Origin of the sequence: Deinococcus sp. LM3 (assembly GCF_002017875.1) — a bacterium.
Lineage (GTDB): Bacteria > Deinococcota > Deinococci > Deinococcales > Deinococcaceae > Deinococcus.
This window is the reverse complement of record NZ_MUFV01000001.1, coordinates 1,208,745-1,224,432: the sequence shown is the minus strand read 5'-3', so window position 1 is coordinate 1,224,432 and position 15,688 is coordinate 1,208,745. Positions and strand designations below refer to the sequence as shown.

The 15,688-nt window shown below is 69.4% G+C and carries 14 protein-coding genes; 5 read left to right on the top strand and 9 right to left on the bottom strand.

Translation table 11 applies throughout. The features are described from left to right. The first annotated feature begins 5 nt into the window (after nucleotides 1–5). Nucleotides 6–1,268, top strand: a complete 1,263-nt coding sequence (locus BXU09_RS05695) for a type IV pilus twitching motility protein PilT (RefSeq protein ID WP_078301113.1) — start codon at nucleotides 6–8, stop codon at nucleotides 1,266–1,268. A gap of 65 nt (nucleotides 1,269–1,333) precedes the next feature. Here BXU09_RS05695 and lon read toward each other — a convergent pair whose 3' ends face one another. From lon to BXU09_RS05675, 4 genes are all read right to left on the bottom strand, one after another. Next, nucleotides 1,334–3,766, bottom strand: coding sequence for an endopeptidase La (gene lon / locus BXU09_RS05690; RefSeq protein WP_078301111.1), 2,433 nt, complete (start codon nucleotides 3,764–3,766; stop codon nucleotides 1,334–1,336). Between the two features lie 138 nt (nucleotides 3,767–3,904). After that, complete coding sequence (clpX, locus tag BXU09_RS05685) at nucleotides 3,905–5,113, bottom strand: ATP-dependent Clp protease ATP-binding subunit ClpX (RefSeq protein ID WP_078301109.1); 1,209 nt, start codon at nucleotides 5,111–5,113, stop codon at nucleotides 3,905–3,907. After that, nucleotides 5,110–5,715: an ATP-dependent Clp protease proteolytic subunit gene (gene clpP, locus BXU09_RS05680; RefSeq protein WP_078301107.1), complete on the bottom strand. Its 606-nt coding sequence runs from the start codon at nucleotides 5,713–5,715 to the stop codon at nucleotides 5,110–5,112. Before clpP ends, clpX begins: the two co-directional genes overlap by 4 nt. A 180-nt stretch (nucleotides 5,716–5,895) precedes the next feature. Further along, entirely contained in the window at nucleotides 5,896–7,572 is a 1,677-nt protein-coding gene (locus BXU09_RS05675; RefSeq protein WP_078301106.1) for a ribonuclease J, read from the bottom strand. Nucleotides 7,573–7,839: 267 nt separating this feature from the next. Here BXU09_RS05675 and BXU09_RS05670 point away from each other — a divergent pair, with 267 nt between their 5' ends. From BXU09_RS05670 to BXU09_RS05660, 3 genes are read left to right on the top strand one after another with little or no spacing between them, the layout of a single operon-like run. Further along, nucleotides 7,840–8,505, top strand: coding sequence for a response regulator transcription factor (locus BXU09_RS05670; protein ID WP_078301105.1), 666 nt, complete (start codon nucleotides 7,840–7,842; stop codon nucleotides 8,503–8,505). A gap of 8 nt (nucleotides 8,506–8,513) precedes the next feature. Continuing rightward, nucleotides 8,514–10,778, top strand: coding sequence for a PAS domain S-box protein (locus BXU09_RS05665; protein ID WP_078301104.1), 2,265 nt, complete (start codon nucleotides 8,514–8,516; stop codon nucleotides 10,776–10,778). Next, nucleotides 10,775–11,227, top strand: a complete 453-nt coding sequence (locus BXU09_RS05660) for a response regulator (RefSeq protein WP_078301103.1) — start codon at nucleotides 10,775–10,777, stop codon at nucleotides 11,225–11,227. The genes BXU09_RS05665 and BXU09_RS05660 overlap by 4 nt, the downstream gene beginning before the upstream one ends. A 76-nt stretch (nucleotides 11,228–11,303) precedes the next feature. On the opposite strand, the gene BXU09_RS05655 is transcribed toward BXU09_RS05660, so the two are convergent. The 5 genes from BXU09_RS05655 to BXU09_RS05635 all read right to left on the bottom strand — a co-directional run bounded on the left by BXU09_RS05655 (nucleotide 11,304) and on the right by BXU09_RS05635 (nucleotide 14,563). Continuing rightward, nucleotides 11,304–11,855, bottom strand: coding sequence for an HD domain-containing protein (locus tag BXU09_RS05655; protein ID WP_078301102.1), 552 nt, complete (start codon nucleotides 11,853–11,855; stop codon nucleotides 11,304–11,306). Nucleotides 11,856–11,896: 41 nt separating this feature from the next. Then, nucleotides 11,897–12,454, bottom strand: a complete 558-nt coding sequence (locus BXU09_RS05650; RefSeq protein ID WP_078301101.1) for an HNH endonuclease — start codon at nucleotides 12,452–12,454, stop codon at nucleotides 11,897–11,899. A gap of 112 nt (nucleotides 12,455–12,566) precedes the next feature. Beyond that, the gene (locus tag BXU09_RS05645; RefSeq protein ID WP_078301100.1) at nucleotides 12,567–13,250 is read right to left on the bottom strand and encodes a MarC family protein; all 684 of its coding nucleotides are present in this window, start codon (nucleotides 13,248–13,250) and stop codon (nucleotides 12,567–12,569) included. Between the two features lie 82 nt (nucleotides 13,251–13,332). Then, nucleotides 13,333–14,091, bottom strand: coding sequence for a hypothetical protein (locus tag BXU09_RS05640; protein WP_240501038.1), 759 nt, complete (start codon nucleotides 14,089–14,091; stop codon nucleotides 13,333–13,335). Nucleotides 14,092–14,152: 61 nt separating this feature from the next. Next, on the bottom strand, nucleotides 14,153–14,563 hold the full coding sequence (locus BXU09_RS05635; RefSeq protein ID WP_078301099.1) for a transcriptional repressor: 411 nt from the start codon (nucleotides 14,561–14,563) through the stop codon (nucleotides 14,153–14,155). Between the two features lie 129 nt (nucleotides 14,564–14,692). On the opposite strand from BXU09_RS05635, the gene BXU09_RS05630 reads away from it, so the two are divergent. After that, entirely contained in the window at nucleotides 14,693–15,664 is a 972-nt protein-coding gene (locus tag BXU09_RS05630; protein WP_078301098.1) for a biotin--[acetyl-CoA-carboxylase] ligase, read from the top strand. The last annotated feature ends 24 nt before the right edge of the window (nucleotides 15,665–15,688 follow it).

Here is a 15,688-nt window from a genome sequence, read left to right as displayed (position 1 = left end):
CCCCCATGACCCAGCCCGCCGCCGACATCACCGACATCCTGCGTTTCGCCGCCGAGAAGGGCGCGTCCGACGTGATCCTGACCGTCGGACTGCCGCCGAAGTTCAAGTTGCAGGGCGTGTACGACTCGCAGGGCTTCACGGAACTGGCCGCCACCGAGACCCGCAAACTGATGTACTCCATGATGAACGAGAAGCAGCAGCGCACCTTCGAGGAACGCCGCGAACTGGACTTCTCGTTCGCGCTGGGCGAGAAGGCCCGCTTCCGCGTGAACGCCTTCATGCAGCGCGGCAACGTGGGCGGCGTGCTGCGACTGATCCCCACCAAGATCAAGAGCGCCCAGGAGATGGGCCTCCCGCAGAACGTCATCGACATCGCCAACGCGCCGCGCGGCCTGGTGCTCGTGACCGGCCCGACCGGCTCGGGGAAGTCCACCACGCTGGCCGCCATGATCGACTACATCAACACCACCAAGAACCTGCACATCATGACCATCGAGGACCCCATCGAGTTCATGCACACGCACAAGCAGTGCATCATCAACCAGCGTGAGGTCGGCGCGGACACCATGAGCTTCAACGACGCCCTGCGCGCCGTGCTGCGCCAGGCGCCCGACGTGATCCTGGTCGGCGAAATGCGCGACTACGAGACCATCAAGGCCGCCGTGACCGCCGCCGAGACCGGGCACCTCGTGATGGGCACCCTGCACACCAACTCCGCCCCGGAATCCATCGACCGTATCGTGGACGTGTTCCCCGAAGAGCAGCAGGAGCAGATCCGCGTGCAGCTCGCCAACAACCTCGTGGCGGTCATGACCCAGCAGCTGCTGCCCCGCCTGGACGGCCAGGGCCGCATCCTGGCGTACGAACTGCTGATCGCCAACCCCGCCGTGCGCGCCCTGATCCGCGAGGGCAAGACCTACCAGATCACCAGCGTCATGCAGACCGGCGCGCGCGAGGGCATGGTCACCATGGACGCCTTCCTGGCGAACCTGTACCGCCGCCGCGTGATCTCCTTCGACGTGGGCGTGGAACGCTCCGTGGACAGCAAGGAATTCGCCCGCCTCGCCAACGACCCCACGGTCGGCACGGCCGGAGGCAGCGCCGCCGCGCCCGCCGGGTACGGCAGCGCGCCCGTGGCGGGCTTCGCACCTGCTGCGGCGCCCGCTGCCGGCGGGTACGCGGGCCGCAGCGACGCCGGTGTGGGGCGGGGCGCCGCCACCACCGGCACCCCCGAGACCGGCGGAGGCGGAGGCTACGGCCGCCGCTGATCCGCTCCAACGTGAAGCGTCCCCCCAGACCAGCTGGGGGGACGCTTCATGGTGGCAGGGGAGGCTTACGCGCCGGGCTGGGCAGAGGTCTTGCCCAGTGGAACGGGCATCGTGCCGTCGGCCTCGGGTTTGGGCAGCAGCAGCAGGTCCAGGACCTCACCGACCCGCTCGGCGGCGTGCACGCGCAGGTCGCCGCGGATGCTGTCCGGCACCTCCTGCAGGTGCGGCTCGTTGTCCTTGGGAATGATGACCTCGCGGATCCCGCCCTGGTGCGCGGCCAGCAGTTTCTCCTTGACCCCGCCGATAGGCAGCACGCGGCCGCGCAGGCTGATCTCGCCGGTCATGGCGACGTCCATGCGGACGGGGCGGCCGGTCACGGCGCTGATCACGGCCGTGGCGATGGTGATGCCGGCGCTGGGGCCGTCCTTGGGCGTGGCGCCGTCCGGGAAGTGCACGTGCAGGTCCATGGTCTTGTGGAAGTCCGGGTCGGCGCCGTAGCGGGCGGCGTTGGCGCGCAGGTACGCGATGGCCGCGCTGACGCTTTCCTTCATCACGTCGCCCAGGCTGCCGGTCATGACGATCTTGCCGGTGCCGGGCGTGGCGAGCGCCTCGACGAGCAGCATGGTGCCGCCCACGCTGGTCCACGCCAGACCCTGCGCCACGCCGACCTGCGGTTCCTTCTCCATCTTGTCCGGGCGGTGCACCGGCACGCCCAGGTAATCCGGCACCTGCGGCGCGTCGATGACCTTCACGCCGTCCCAGGCTTTCTCCAGCAGCTCACGGGCGGCCTTGCGGGCCAGTTTGCTCACCTGACGGTCCAGGTTGCGCACGCCGCTCTCGGCGGTGTACTCCTCGACCACGCGGTTCAGGGCGGCGTCCGTGATGTCCAGCTTGCCGGTCAGGCCGTGGCTCTTGATCTGGCGGGGCACGCGGTAACGCCGGGCGATCTCGACCTTCTCCGGCTGGGTGTAGCCGGGGATGTTGATGATCTCCATGCGGTCCAGCAGCGGGCGCGGAATGGTCTGCAGGCTGTTGGCAGTCGTGATGAACATGACCTGCGACAGGTCATACGGCACTTCCAGGTAGTGGTCCTGGAAGGTGTGGTTCTGCTCGGGGTCCAGCACTTCCAGCATGGCGCTGCTGGGGTCGCCGCGCCAGTCGCTGCTCATCTTGTCGATCTCGTCGAGCAGGATCACGGGGTTCGTGACGCCGGCGTTCTTCATGGCCTGAATGATCCGGCCCGGCATGGAGCCGATGTACGTGCGGCGGTGACCACGGATCTCGGCCTCGTCGCGCACGCCGCCCAGGGCCATGCGCACGAACTTGCGGTTCAGGCTGCGCGCGATGCTCTTGCCCAGGCTGGTCTTGCCGACGCCGGGAGGACCGACGAGCACCAGGATCGGGGCGCGCAGTTCGGCGTCGTCCGTGCGTTCCTCGGCGCTGCGTTCCTTGCGGGCTTCCTCGGTCTCGCCGGGCCGGTGGGTCAGCTGACGCACCGCCAGGAATTCCAGGATGCGGTCCTTCACGTCGCCCAGCGCGTAGTGGTCGGCGTCCAGGATCTCGCGCGTGCGGGCGATATCCAGGATCTCCTCGTCGCGTTTGCTCCAGGGCACGTCGATCAGCCAGTCGATGTAGTTGCGTACGACGGTGCTCTCGGGGCTGCCGCCGGGCGTGCGTTCCAGGCGGTTCAGTTCCTTCAGGGCCTTTTCCTTGACCGATTCGGGCATGCCCGCCGCCTCGATCTTCTCGCGCAGCGCCTCGACCTCGGCCGGGCCGTCCTCGCCGCCGCCGAGTTCCTTGCCGATGGCTTTCATCTGCTCGCGCAGGTAGTACTCGCGCTGGTTGGCGTCCATCTGTTCCTTGACGCGCCCCGCGATCTTCTTGTCCATGTTGAAGCGTTCGGTGTCGCGGCCCAGGAACTTCAGCACGCCTTCCAGGCGGGCGCGCAGCGCGACGGCCGCCAGGATCTCCTGCTTCTCCTCGGGCGTCCAGGTGGCGTGGTGCGTGACCTGATCGGCCAGCGCGCCCGCGTCAGTCAGGGCTTTCAGACCCTCGAGCTGGTAGTTGTCCAGGCGCAGGTTCTTGTTCTGCCGCTGGTACTCCTCGAAGGCGCTCTTGACCTCCTGGGCCAGCACGACGACCTCGCGGCTGTCGTCGGCAGGGGTGGCCTGCGTCTCGGCGCGCACGCGCATGTACGCCGAGGACACCTCGTCGAGCACGGCGGCGCGCTCCTGGGCCTCCACGAGCACCTGATAGGTGTTGTCGGGCATCCGCACGACCTGCTTGATGACGGCCAGCACGCCCATGTCGAACAGTTCAGCGCGGGTGGGGTCGTCGGTGCGCGCGTCACGCTGGGTGAGCAGCAGCACGCGGCGGTCGCTGGCCTGGGCCTCGTCCACGGCGCGTTTGCTCTTGGGTCGGCCCACGTCCACGTTCATGGTGACGCCGGGCAGGATCACGATGTTTCTTAAGGCGACTACGGGCAGTTCCCAGATCATGCTTGCTCCTTGCGGCCGCGCCGGGGTGGGCGCGGGAATACTTGAGTGTAACGCGGGGGGGCCGAAAGCCGACACCCCCGCACGGTGTCCCAGAAGTGTAGGGACGCGGGCGGGGGCTCGCTGTAATGCCTGTTGCGTTTAGGCAGACTTCTTGAGTCCCTTAGACTCAAGCAGGCCCATCGGCGCGTCGATATGATCCGCGTCGAAGCGCAACTCCTTCAGGTTCTCCACCGGCAGCTCGAACAGCAGGTCCGTCATGGCCTTCTCGAGTACCGCCCGCAGCCCACGCGCGCCGGTCTTGCGTTCCCGCGCGCGGCGCGCCACTTCCCGCAGCGCCTCGTCCGTGAAGCTCAGGTCCACGTTCTGGAACCCGAACAGCGCCTGGTACTGCGACACGATCGCGCCCTGCGGCTCGGTCAGGATCCGCACCAGCGCCTCCTCGTCCAGATCCTGAAGCTGCACCACCAGCGGCAGGCGACCCACGAACTCCGGAATCAGACCGAACTTCACGAGATCCTCCGGCAGGAAGCGCAGCTCGGCCTTCTCGTCACCCTTGTGCTCGGCCCCGAAGCCGACCGCGCGCACGTTCGTGCGGCTGCGGCCGATGTCCGCGATCCCGTCGAAGGCGCCGCCCACGATGAACAGGATGTTCTTCGTGTTCACCTGCACCAGCTCCTGCTGCGGGTGCTTACGGCCACCCTGCGGCGGCACCTGCGCGACCGTCCCCTCGATGATCTTCAGCAGCGCCTGCTGCACGCCCTCACCGGACACGTCGCGCGTGATGCTGGTGCCCTCGGACTTGCGGGCGATCTTGTCGATCTCGTCGATGTAGATGATCCCGCGCTCGGCGGCCGCCACGTCGTACTCGGCCGCCTGCAACAGACGCACGATCACGTTCTCCACATCGTCGCCCACGTACCCGGCCTCGGTCAGGGTGGTCGCGTCGGCAATCGCGAACGGCACCTCCAGCATCTCCGCGAGACTGGCCGCCAGCAGCGTCTTGCCGGTCCCGGTCGGCCCGATCAGCAGGATGTTGCTCTTCTGCAGGTTCACGTCCGGGTGCGCCAGCCGCTGGTAATGACTCACGACCGCCACCGCCAGCGCCTTCTTCGCCTCGTCCTGCCCGATCACGAACTCGTCGAGGTACGCCTTGATCTCGCGGGGCGTCGGCAGTTCCTCCAGACTGAACTCCGCGCCCGCCTTCTTGTTCTGCTTGACCAGCTCATGCGCCCGCTCCGTGCACTCGTTACAGATGAACGCCGCGCGGCCCGGAGCCTCGATCAGCTGCGCGATCTGCGGATGCTGACGCCCGCAGAACGAGCAGCGGTCCCCACCGTTCTTCGTCATTCTTCCTTCGCCTCCCCGGAACGCACGCGGTCCACCACGCTGTCGATCAGGCCGTACCCCATGGCCTCCTCGGGCGACATGAAGTAGTCGCGTTCCATGTCCCGCATCAGTTTCTCGTGCGGAATGCTGGTGTGCTCGTGGTAGATGCTCACCAGCTTGTCACGCAGGTGCAGCACCTCCTTGGCCTGCACTTCCAGGTCCGGGGTGTTGCCCCGGAAGCCGGCCGAACCCTGGTGAATCATGATCCGGCTGTTCGGCAGCGCCATGCGCTTGCCCTTGTCCCCGGCCATCAGCAGCACGCTGCCCATGCTCATCGCGATTCCCACGCAGATCGTGCTGACCGGCGCCTTGATGTAGCGCATGGTGTCGTAGATCGCCAGCCCCGCGTACACCTCGCCGCCGGGGCAGTTGATGTACATCTGGATCTCCTGCTCGGGATTCTGGGAATCCAGCAGCAGCAACTGCGCCACGATGGTGTTCGCCATCTGCGACTCGATGGGCGTGCCCACGAAGATAATCCGGTCCTTCAGAAGGCGCGAGTAGATGTCGTACATCCGCTCGCCACGCCCGGTCTGCTCGATCACGTAGGGAATCACGCTCATGGCAGTGATTATCGCACGGCCCGCCGGAAGGAACGTAGGCGAACCCCGACTTGCACCCGGACCACTCCGCGCGCCCGTTTCCCCCGCCCACCACACCGGACAGGCCCGGCCTTCAGCAGAGGCCGCCCGCAACCAGACGGCCCCCGCCGGTTGACAGGGGCCGCCGGGGAAAGTGGGCGTTCAGTCCACGATCAGGGGAATCAGGACCGGGTTGCGGCCCGTGGCCTTGCGCACGAAGCGCCTCACCGCGCCGTACATGTCGTCGCGTACGTCTTCGAGGCGTTTCTTCTCGCGCAGGCCCTGCTCGACGGCTTCCAGCGCGACCTTGCGGATCTGCCCGTCGAGTTCGCGGTTGGCGCGCACGAAGCCGCGCGACACGACCTCCACGTGCGGGGTTGGGTGCAGCACGGCCGTCATGATCAGGATGCCTTCCTGGCTCATGTTCACGCGGTCGAGCAGCACGTCGTCGCCGATGTCGCCGACGCCCAGGCCGTCCACGTACACGGCTCCGGCGGGCACGGTGCCCGTGACCTTGAACTCGTCCTGGCTCAGGCGGATCACGTCGCCGTTCTTGGCGATCAGGGTGCGCTTGGGCGGGCGGGGGAGGGTCTGCGCGAGGCGGGCGTGGTTGATCTGGTGGCGGGGCTCGCCGTGCCACGGCAGGAAGTACTTGGGCCGGGCGAGGTTGAGGATCGTGGCGAGTTCCTCCTGGCTGCCGTGCCCGGAGGCGTGCACCCGGTAGGTGGGGGGGTAGTACACGTCCACGCCGATCTCGTACAGGCGGTTGATGACGAGGTTCACGGCTTCCTCGTTGCCGGGGATGGGGTTGCTGCTCAGGATCACGCTGTCGCCGCGGCGCAGGGCGATCTTGGCGTGATTCCCGAACGCCAGGCGCGACAGGACGCTCATGGGCTGGCCCTGGCTGCCGGTGCAGACGTACAGCACCTGCTGGTCCTGCAGGCCGCCGACCTCGTCGTTCGTGAGGAACGGTTCGGGCAGTTCCATGTACCCGAGCTGCTGTGAGACCTGCGCGTACTTGAGCATGGAGCGGCCTTCCATGACCACGCGGCGGCTCTGGCGGTGCGCGATGTTGATGACGTTCTGGATGCGGTGCACGTTCGACGCGAAGGTCGTCATGAACACGCGGCCCTTGATCCCGGCGATCAGGGTTTCCAGGTTGCGGGCCACGTCGGCCTCGCTGGCCGTGCGGCCCGGACGCTCGGCGTTCGTGGAGTCGCTGAGCAGCAGCAGCACGCCGTCCTTCCCGGCCTGCTCGATGCGGGCGAGGTCGCTGGTCTTGCCGTCGCTGGGTTCCTCGTCGAGTTTGAAGTCCCCGGTGTGCAGCACCACCCCGGCCGGCGTGGTCAGGATGTACCCGGCGTTGTCGGGAATGGAGTGCGTCATGCGGATGAACTCCACCTGGAAGTGCGTGCCGATGCGGACCTTGTCGGTCAGCTGCACCTCGCGCAGGTCCACCTCGCCGTCCTTGATGCCGAACTCGCTGAGTTTCTCGCGCACCAGCCCCAGCGTGAGGCTCGCGCCGTACACCGGGATGCGCGGCAGGCGCGGCAGGACGTACGGCAGGCTGCCGATGTGATCCTCGTGCCCGTGCGTGAGGATCATGCCCTTGATCAGCCCGGCGTTCTGCTGCAGGTAGTCGATGCGGGGGATGATCAGGTCGATGCCCATCTGGTGGCTTTCGGGGAAGGCCAGCCCGGCGTCCACGATCATGATCTCGTCTTCGTAGCGGTAGGCGGTGATGTTCTTGCCGATCTCGCCCATCCCGCCCAGCGGGATGACTTCGAGGTGTGGGGCGGCGCCCGCTTCGTTCGGGGCGGCTTTGCTGGGTTGGGTCATGGAAACTCCGGGTGCCTGTCGCGGTGACGCGGGCGGGTTGTGTGAGACGGCGGGGCCTGGAATGCGGCCTGAGTGCGGGTCATGCGGTTGTGTCGCTCGGGCCCCCTCGTCAGGGCAGGGTCAGAGCGCGGTAGCTTCACCGTACCACACTGTCTGCGCGGCCCCCACCGGCCGGGGCGGGGGCGCGGGCCAGGACTGTGCGTCGGGGCGACAGCGTGAAGGGAGGCTCAGCGTCGCCGGTCTTCATGAAGGGGTATCATCCTGTGCGTGAGCTCTCAACGCATTCTTGTCATCGAGGACGACCTGGATATCGCCAACGTCCTGCGCATGGACCTGACGGACGCCGGTTTTGAAGTGGAACACGCGGATTCGGCCATGAACGGCCTGATCAAGGCGCGCGAGGAGCAACCCACCCTGATCCTGCTGGACCTGGGCCTGCCGGACTTCGACGGCGGGGACGTCGTGCAGCGCCTGCGTAAGAACAGCGCCGTGCCGATCATCGTGCTGACCGCCCGCGACACCGTCGAGGAGAAGGTCCGCCTGCTGGGCCTGGGCGCCGACGACTACCTGATCAAGCCCTTCCACCCGGACGAACTGCTGGCCCGCGTGAAGGTGCAGCTCCGGCAGCGCACCACCGAGAGCCTGACCATGGGCGAACTGACCCTGGACCCTCAGAAGCGCCTCGTGACCTACAAGGGCGACGAGCTGCGCCTGTCGCCCAAGGAGTTCGACATCCTGGCGCTGCTGATCCGCCAGCCGGGCCGCGTGTACTCCCGCCAGGAGATCGGCCAGGACATCTGGCAGGGCCGCCTGCCCGAGGGCAGCAACGTCGTGGACGTCCACATGGCCAACCTGCGCGCCAAACTGCGCGACCTGGACGGCTACGGCCTGCTGCGCACCGTGCGTGGCGTCGGGTACGCCCTGCGCGGCTGACCGGCCGCATGAACGACTTTCCCGCCGTGGCCGGAGCGGACGCCGGCGCGCTACTGGCCGCGCTGCCCGACCCGGTCGCGTGGCTCGGCCCGGACGGCGACTGGACGCTGAACGCCGCCGCCGCCGACCGCCTGGACCGGTTACAGGGCCGCGAGAACTGGAGCGCGCTGTTCAGCGAGGACAGCGCCGCGCAGTTACGTCAGGCGGTGCGGGCAGCCCAGGCGGGACAGACCACGCGGGTCACCGCGAAGGTCGTGGATACCGCCGCGCCGGGCCTGGTGACGGTCGCCCCGTCGGGCGGCGGGGTGCTGCTGCACCTGCACGTCGCCCGTGACCCGCTGGAGGTGGCGCTGGAACTCATGGACGGCCTGCACCTGGGCCTGACCGTGCAGTCCCCGGACAGCCGCATCCTGCTGGTGAACAGCGCCGCCCCGGACATCCTGGGCCTGAGCGCCGAGCAGCTGACCGGACGGGACTCGCTGGACCCGCGCTGGCAGGCCATCCACCCGGACGGCCGTCCCTTTCCCGGCGATACCCACCCGTCCTACATGGCGCTGCGGACCCGTCAGGTCGTGCGGGACGTGCCGATGGGCATCTTCCACCCGCCCAGCGGGACGTGGCGCTGGTTGCAGGTGACGGCCATTCCGCGGCTCGTGGCCGGCACGGACGAACCCAAGCAGGTCACCACCGTCTTCGCGGACGTCACGGACCGGTACGTGCTGCAACGCGAGATGCAGCGCAGCGAGCAGCGTTTCCGGTCGCTGATCGAGGCGACCTCGCAGATCGTGTGGGACACCTACCCGGACGGGCACTTCCCGCCCCCGCAACCCGGCTGGGAGGCCTTTACCGGGCAGACGCCCGGCGAGTACGGCGGGGCCGGCTGGTTGAACGCCGTGCATCCGGACGACCGCGCCAGCACCCTGCGCGACTGGCACCGGGCCGTGCAGACCGAGCAGCCCTACCTGACCGAGCACCGCCTGCGCCGCGCCGACGGCACGTACGTACCCATGCAGGCCCGCGCCGTGCCCGTCCGGGACGAACACGGCGCGATCCGCGAGTGGGTGGGCATCCACACCGACATGAGCGCCGTGCGTGACGCGCAGCAGGCGCTGATCGACCTGAACGCCGACCTAGAGCGCCGCGTGCAGGAACGTACCGTGGCGCTGGCCGACCTGACCCGGTTCAGCACCCTGCTGCTGACCGCCGCCGGCGAGGGCATCTTCGGCCTGAACCCGGACGGCGTGACCACCTTCGCCAACCCGGCCGCCGCGCGGATGCTGGGTTACAGCGTGGAGCGCATGATCGGCGCGTCCCAGCACGAGCTGGTCCACCACCACCACGCCGACGGGCGCACGTACGACCTGCACGAATGCCCCATCCATCAGACCCTGCAGGACGGGCAGGCCCGCCGCGTCGAGCAGGACGTCATGTGGCACGCACAGGGCCACGCCGTGCCGGTCGCGTACGTGGTCACGCCCACCCACGACGAGGCCGGGCAGCTCAGCGGCGCGGTCGTCATGGTGCAGGACATCACGGAACGCGAGCGTGCCCAGGCGCAGCTGCGGGAACTGATCGAGAACCTCGAACGCAGCAACCAGGACCTCGAGCAGTTCGCGTACGTCGCCAGCCACGACCTGCAGGAACCGCTGCGCACCATCGGCAGTTACACCGAACTGCTCGCCCGCCGCTACCAGGGGCAGCTCGACCCGCGCGCCGACCAGTACCTGCACTACATGCAGGACGCCGTGCTGCGGATGCGCAGCCTGATCCAGGACCTGCTGGGCTTCGCCCGCGTGGGCCGCCAGGAGGGACTGCTCGAGCGCCTCGCCCTGGACGACCTGCTGCGCGACGCCGGGCAGAACGTGCGCGGCACGCTGGATCAGGGGGGCGGCACGCTGGAATGGAACACCCCGCACCACGTGCTGGGCCAGTCGTCCCTGCTGATCCAGCTGCTGACGAACCTGATCAGCAACGGCCTGAAATTCCGCGCCGAGGACCGCGCGGCGCACGTGCAGGTGACCTCACACCTGGAGGGCGAGTTCGTGCGCGTGACCGTACAGGACAACGGGATCGGGATCGCGCCCGAGTACCACGCGCGGGTGTTCGACATCTTCCAGCGGCTGCACCGTCGCGAGCAGTACGCCGGCAACGGCATGGGGCTCGCCATCTGCCGTAAAATAGTCGAGTTCCACGGCGGCCGCATCTGGCTCGAATCTGTCCCGGCACAGGGCAGTACCTTCCACCTGACGCTGCCCGTGGCTCCCTCCCAATGACCCCAACACCCATCACTGATCCCATTGAAATTCTGCTGGTCGAGGACAACGAGCCGGACGTCCTGCTGACCCTCGAGGCCTTCGAGGACGCCCGCGTTCCCAACCGCCTGCACGTCACCCGTGACGGCGTGGAGGCCATGCGCTTCCTGCGCGGCGAGGGCGAGCACAGCGGCGCGCCCCGCCCCGACGTGATCCTGATGGACATCAACATGCCCCGCAAGACCGGCCTGGAAGTCCTGGAGGAGATCAAGGCCGACCCGGACCTGCGCAGCATCCCGGTCGTGATGCTCACCACCAGTCAGGCGGACGACGACGTGCGCGCCTCGTACGAACGCCACGCCAGCGGGTACGTGGTCAAACCCGTGGGCTTCGAGAACTTCCTGGGAGCCATGCGCGCCTTCGAGGCCTTCTGGATGACCTTCGTGCGCTTCCCGCCGCGCGGACCGTAAGCGCAGGCCGCGTGAGCAGAGGGGACCGGACCACACGCCCCGGTCCCCTCTGCCCATGTGGTTTAGCCCGTGCCGTTCAGGTGGGGGCCGGCTCGGGCGCGGCGTCCTGAAGGGCGCGCAGCACCCGCTCCATGTGCTCGTCGAGCGGCACGCCCAGTTCGCGGGCGCCCTGCTCGACCTCGTCGCGGTTGACACCCGCCGCGAACGCCCGGTTTTTAAAGCGTTTTTTCAGGCTGGATAGTTCCACCTGCCGCACGTCCCGGTCCGGGCGGACCAGCGCGGCCGCCTGCACCAGCCCGGTCAGTTCGTCCACCGCGAACAGCGTCCTGGACAGCCGCGACTCGCGGGGCGTACCCGTGAAGGCCGCGTGACCCATGATCGCGTCCAGCACCTCCGCCGGCGTGTCGGTGTGCTCACGCAGGAACGCCACGCCCCAGACGGGATGCTCGTCCGGGTGGGCCTCGTAGTCGAAGTCGTGCAGCAGGCCCGCCACGGCGTACAGTTCCTCGTCCTCGCCCCAATGGCGGGCGTAGGCGCGCATGGCGGCCTCGACGTTCAGCATGTGCCGCCGCAGCGACCCGGACGGAGTGTGCTCCAGCATCAACGCGTACGCCTGATCACGGTTCATGCCGCAGTCTAGCGGGCAGGCCGCCACGCGGGGGGCCAGGGTCAGCCGCCCAGGTAGCGGCTCCACTGCGGCTGCCAGTGCGCGAACTGCCCGTGGGCGTACGCGCCGAAGGTCGGGGCGCGCGGACGGGTCCGCAGCGGCATGGCGGCCTCCTCGGGGGTGCGGTTGCCCTTGCGCTGGTTGCAGGCGCGGCAGGCGGTCGTGACGTTCTCCCAGGTGTGGCGCCCGCCGCGCGAACGGGGCAGCACGTGGTCCAGCGTGAGTTCCTCGGATGAACCGCAGTACTGGCAGACGAAGGTGTCGCGGCGCAGCACGTTGCGGCGGTTGAACGGCACCGGGTGCACGCGCGGGCGGCGCACGTAGCGGCGCAGGCGGATCACGCTGGGCACGCTCATGACGGTGCTGGGCGAACGGACCACGTCCGCACTGTCCTCCAGAATCTCGGCCACGCCGTACTGCACGAGCGTGATGGCCCGCTTGGCACTCGTGACGTGCAGCGGCTCGTACGAGGCGTTCAGCACCAGCACACGCGGCGCGTTCAGGTCGGCCGCGATACGGGGTATTCGGGTGTCTTCCTGCACGTCCTTTCTGGAGGTCATGCACGGCATTCTAAGGCGCGGCCGTCAGGTCAATGTTGCGCTGGGACGCTTAGTGATTCCTGTCACACCCTGCGGCGAATGGCCTACCAGGGGGCGGGTCGGATCAGTGGGGTCAGCCCAGCCAGGGCAGCGTGCCGGGCACCCAGCCGGTCTTCAGGCCGCCCCGGATCAGTTCCAGCGTTCCGTCGGCCACGTACTGCACGGCCAGTGCGCCCAGCAGCACGCCCAGCACCCGCGTGACCACATGCACGCCGGTCAGGCCGATCACCCGCGCGATCTGCCCCGACAGGCGCAGCGCCAGGTAACACAGCAGCAGCACGGCGGCCGTCACCAGGAACACCGCCGAGAGCAGCAGCGGCGACCCGTGCGCGTCCGCCGCGAGAATCATGATGCTCGCCAGCGTGCCGGGGCCCGCGATCAGCGGAATGGCCAGTGGGAACACGCTGATGTCCTCACGCTGCTGCGCCTCCTGCTCCTCCTCGGCGGTTTCCTTGCTGCCGCTGGGCCGCGCGAACACCATGTCCAGCGCGATCAGGAACAGCAGGATGCCGCCCGCGATCCGGAACGAACTGAGGCTGATGCCCAGGTGCCCCAGCAGTTCCCGCCCGAACAGACCGAACAGCAGGATGATGATGCCCGCGACCACGCAGGCCTTCAGGGCCACGCGCCGCCGCTCGAAGCTCGGGCGGTTCCCGGCCAGCCCGATGAAGATCGGCGCCAGCCCGATAGGGTCCATCACGACCAGCATCGTCAGGAACGTCTGAAGGGCAATGCTGGAAAGTTCCGTCACATCCACCGAACGAGCGTACCATCCCTTCTACATCCTGCCCTCACCCCGTCCCCGCCCGGCAGCGGGAGCCTGGACCGGGGAGCGCGGGTCAGGGTCGCGCGGGGTCAGCCGGGGTGGCCGGCGTGTTGGTTCCCGGCGTATCGGTGCCCGGCGCGGGCCGCACGTTCAGTTCCAGCGTCCCGGCAGCCTCGGCGGGTCGGTCCCCCCCCGCCTCACGCGCCCCGATGCCGATGGTGTACGTGTTCACGGGCGTCGTGGCCGGGACCGTGACCGTCACGGGGAAGTCCTCGCCCACCCGCACCTGCGTGCGCCCCGGCGTGACCGTCACCCCCGGCGCGGCCGTCTGCGCCTGCACCGTGAACACCCCCGGATGCGTCTGCGTGGTGTACCCGCCCACCCGCGCCGTGACCGTCACGGACGACCCGGCCTCCAGCCGCAGGCTGCTGATGCTGCCGCCCGGCTGACCGTCGGCAGCGACGCGGGACACCACCACGTACCCGCCGGCGCACCCGGTGCGGCGCAACTCCCCGATGTCCTGCGCGCCCACGTACAGCGCGGGCAGCAGCGACGCCACGACCAGCCCCAGCCCCAGCGCCGCGCGGCGGGGCCGCCGCCAGTTCGCGGCCGTCAACGCCAGCCCGCCCGGCCCCAGCAGCAGCGGCAGCAGCAGCGCCAGCAGCGTGCGGCCCTCGCAGGGATCGCCCAGCAGCGCGCCGCCCACCGCGCGCACCGTGAAGGTCAGGGCGGCCCCCACCCCCCAGCCCAGCAGGAACGGCGGCAGGAAGGTCGGCAGGCGGTAGGTGGGAAACTCCTGTACTTCAGGAGGGGAGGGCGGCGCGGGCGTCATACCGGGCAGAGTACCGCCCGCCCGCCGGGACGAACCGCCCCGCGCCCGGTGCTGGCCGGGTTCAGTCCCTGGCGGCCTCGGCGGCCTGCGCCTGACAGCCCGGACACACGCCCATGAACTCCAGGCGGACGTCCGTCACCTGGAACCCGGCCGGGAAGGCCGAGGCGGGCAGGGTGGGCACCACGGCGGCGTCCACGTCGAAGATCGCGCCGCAGCCCCGGCACACGGCGTGGTGGTGCGCGTCGCCCTCGTGCTTGTAGTCGTAACGGGTGGCCTGCCCGGCGCGTTCCAGCGTGACCACCACGCCGTCGCGAACCAGCGCGTCCAGCGTGCGGTACACGGTCCCCAGGCTCACGCTGGGCAACTGCCCACGCACCTGCGCGTGAATCCACGCGGCGTCCGGGTGGGACCGCGCGGTCCGCAGGACCTCGATCACCGCCGCCCGCTGCTTGGTCTGCCGCACCATCGTCATGCGCGCAGTCTAGCAAATGCAGCTGACGCGCCCGTGACGTGTACGACACAGTCTCCGGCCGCGGCCGCGACCACGGTCTGAACCCGGTTCATTGCCTTCGTTCAGCAAAGCGGATAAAACACTGAACGAATGCCCGACCGCCTGCTGCCCCTCCTGACCGAACGCCCCCAGACCGGGGACGCCCTCGGGCAGACCCTCGGTGTGAACCGCGTCACCGTGAACACCCTGGCCCGCCACCTGATCGAGGCCGGCGTGCCCGTCCAGGTCACCCGCGCCGGCTACGCCCTGCCGCCCGGCACGCCCACCCCGCACCTGACCCCCCGCAGCGGCACGCTGGGACAGGCCATGCGCTACCAGGGCACCGTCACCAGCACCCAGGACAGCCTGCGCGCCTGGGCCGACCACCCCACCCACCCCGCCCCGCACGGCGCGGTCACGGTCGCCGAACGCCAGACCGCCGGACGCGGCCGCCGGGGCCGCACCTGGGACACCACGCACGGCACCCTGGTCTTCAGCGTCCTGCTGACCCGCAGCCTGCGCGGCGGCCCCCTGACCCTCGCGGACCTGCCGCTGATGCCGCTGGCCGCCGGAGTCGCCGTGCAGCGCGCCGCCGGCGTGGGCGGCCTGAAATGGCCGAACGACCTGCTCGCCCCGAACGGCCGCAAACTGGCGGGCATCCTGCTCGAAGCCGACCTGCGCGGCGAGGAAGCCCGCCGCGCCGTCCTGGGCATCGGCATCAACGTCACGGCCGCCCCGCAGGACGCCGCGCACCTGGGCGCCCTGCACGCCCCCGGCACCCCCGAACCCACCCGCGCCGCCCTGCTCGGCACGCTGCTGCTCGAACTGGAACGCTGGCTGGCCGCGCCCGCCACGGACATCCTGAACGCCTGGCGGGCCGCGAACGTCACCCTGGGCCGCCCCGTCCTGATCCACACGCACGAAGGCCCCCTGGAGGGCGTCGCGACCGACCTCGACGCGCAGGGCAGCCTGATCGTCACGACCGCGCACGGCCCCCGCACCGTCAGCGCCGGGGACGTGCAACTCGTCGGCAGCCTCGCCCCGGAACTCCCGGAACCGTCCGGGAGCGGCCCCGCACCCTGAGCGCACGGACCACTCCCGGCCCCC

Bases quoted from the DNA above. Each gene is read 5' to 3' on its own strand.
- BXU09_RS05695 (WP_078301113.1), top strand. From the start codon at position 6: ATGACCCAGCCCGCCGCCGACATCACCGACATCCTGCGTTTCGCCGCC.
- lon (WP_078301111.1), bottom strand. From the start codon at position 3,766: ATGATCTGGGAACTGCCCGTAGTCGCCTTAAGAAACATCGTGATCCTG.
- clpX (WP_078301109.1), bottom strand. From the start codon at position 5,113: ATGACGAAGAACGGTGGGGACCGCTGCTCGTTCTGCGGGCGTCAGCAT.
- clpP (WP_078301107.1), bottom strand. From the start codon at position 5,715: ATGAGCGTGATTCCCTACGTGATCGAGCAGACCGGGCGTGGCGAGCGG.
- BXU09_RS05675 (WP_078301106.1), bottom strand. From the start codon at position 7,572: ATGACCCAACCCAGCAAAGCCGCCCCGAACGAAGCGGGCGCCGCCCCA.
- BXU09_RS05665 (WP_078301104.1), top strand. From the start codon at position 8,514: ATGAACGACTTTCCCGCCGTGGCCGGAGCGGACGCCGGCGCGCTACTG.
- BXU09_RS05660 (WP_078301103.1), top strand. From the start codon at position 10,775: ATGACCCCAACACCCATCACTGATCCCATTGAAATTCTGCTGGTCGAG.
- BXU09_RS05655 (WP_078301102.1), bottom strand. From the start codon at position 11,855: ATGAACCGTGATCAGGCGTACGCGTTGATGCTGGAGCACACTCCGTCC.
- BXU09_RS05650 (WP_078301101.1), bottom strand. From the start codon at position 12,454: ATGACCTCCAGAAAGGACGTGCAGGAAGACACCCGAATACCCCGTATC.
- BXU09_RS05640 (WP_240501038.1), bottom strand. From the start codon at position 14,091: ATGACGCCCGCGCCGCCCTCCCCTCCTGAAGTACAGGAGTTTCCCACC.
- BXU09_RS05635 (WP_078301099.1), bottom strand. From the start codon at position 14,563: ATGACGATGGTGCGGCAGACCAAGCAGCGGGCGGCGGTGATCGAGGTC.
- BXU09_RS05630 (WP_078301098.1), top strand. From the start codon at position 14,693: ATGCCCGACCGCCTGCTGCCCCTCCTGACCGAACGCCCCCAGACCGGG.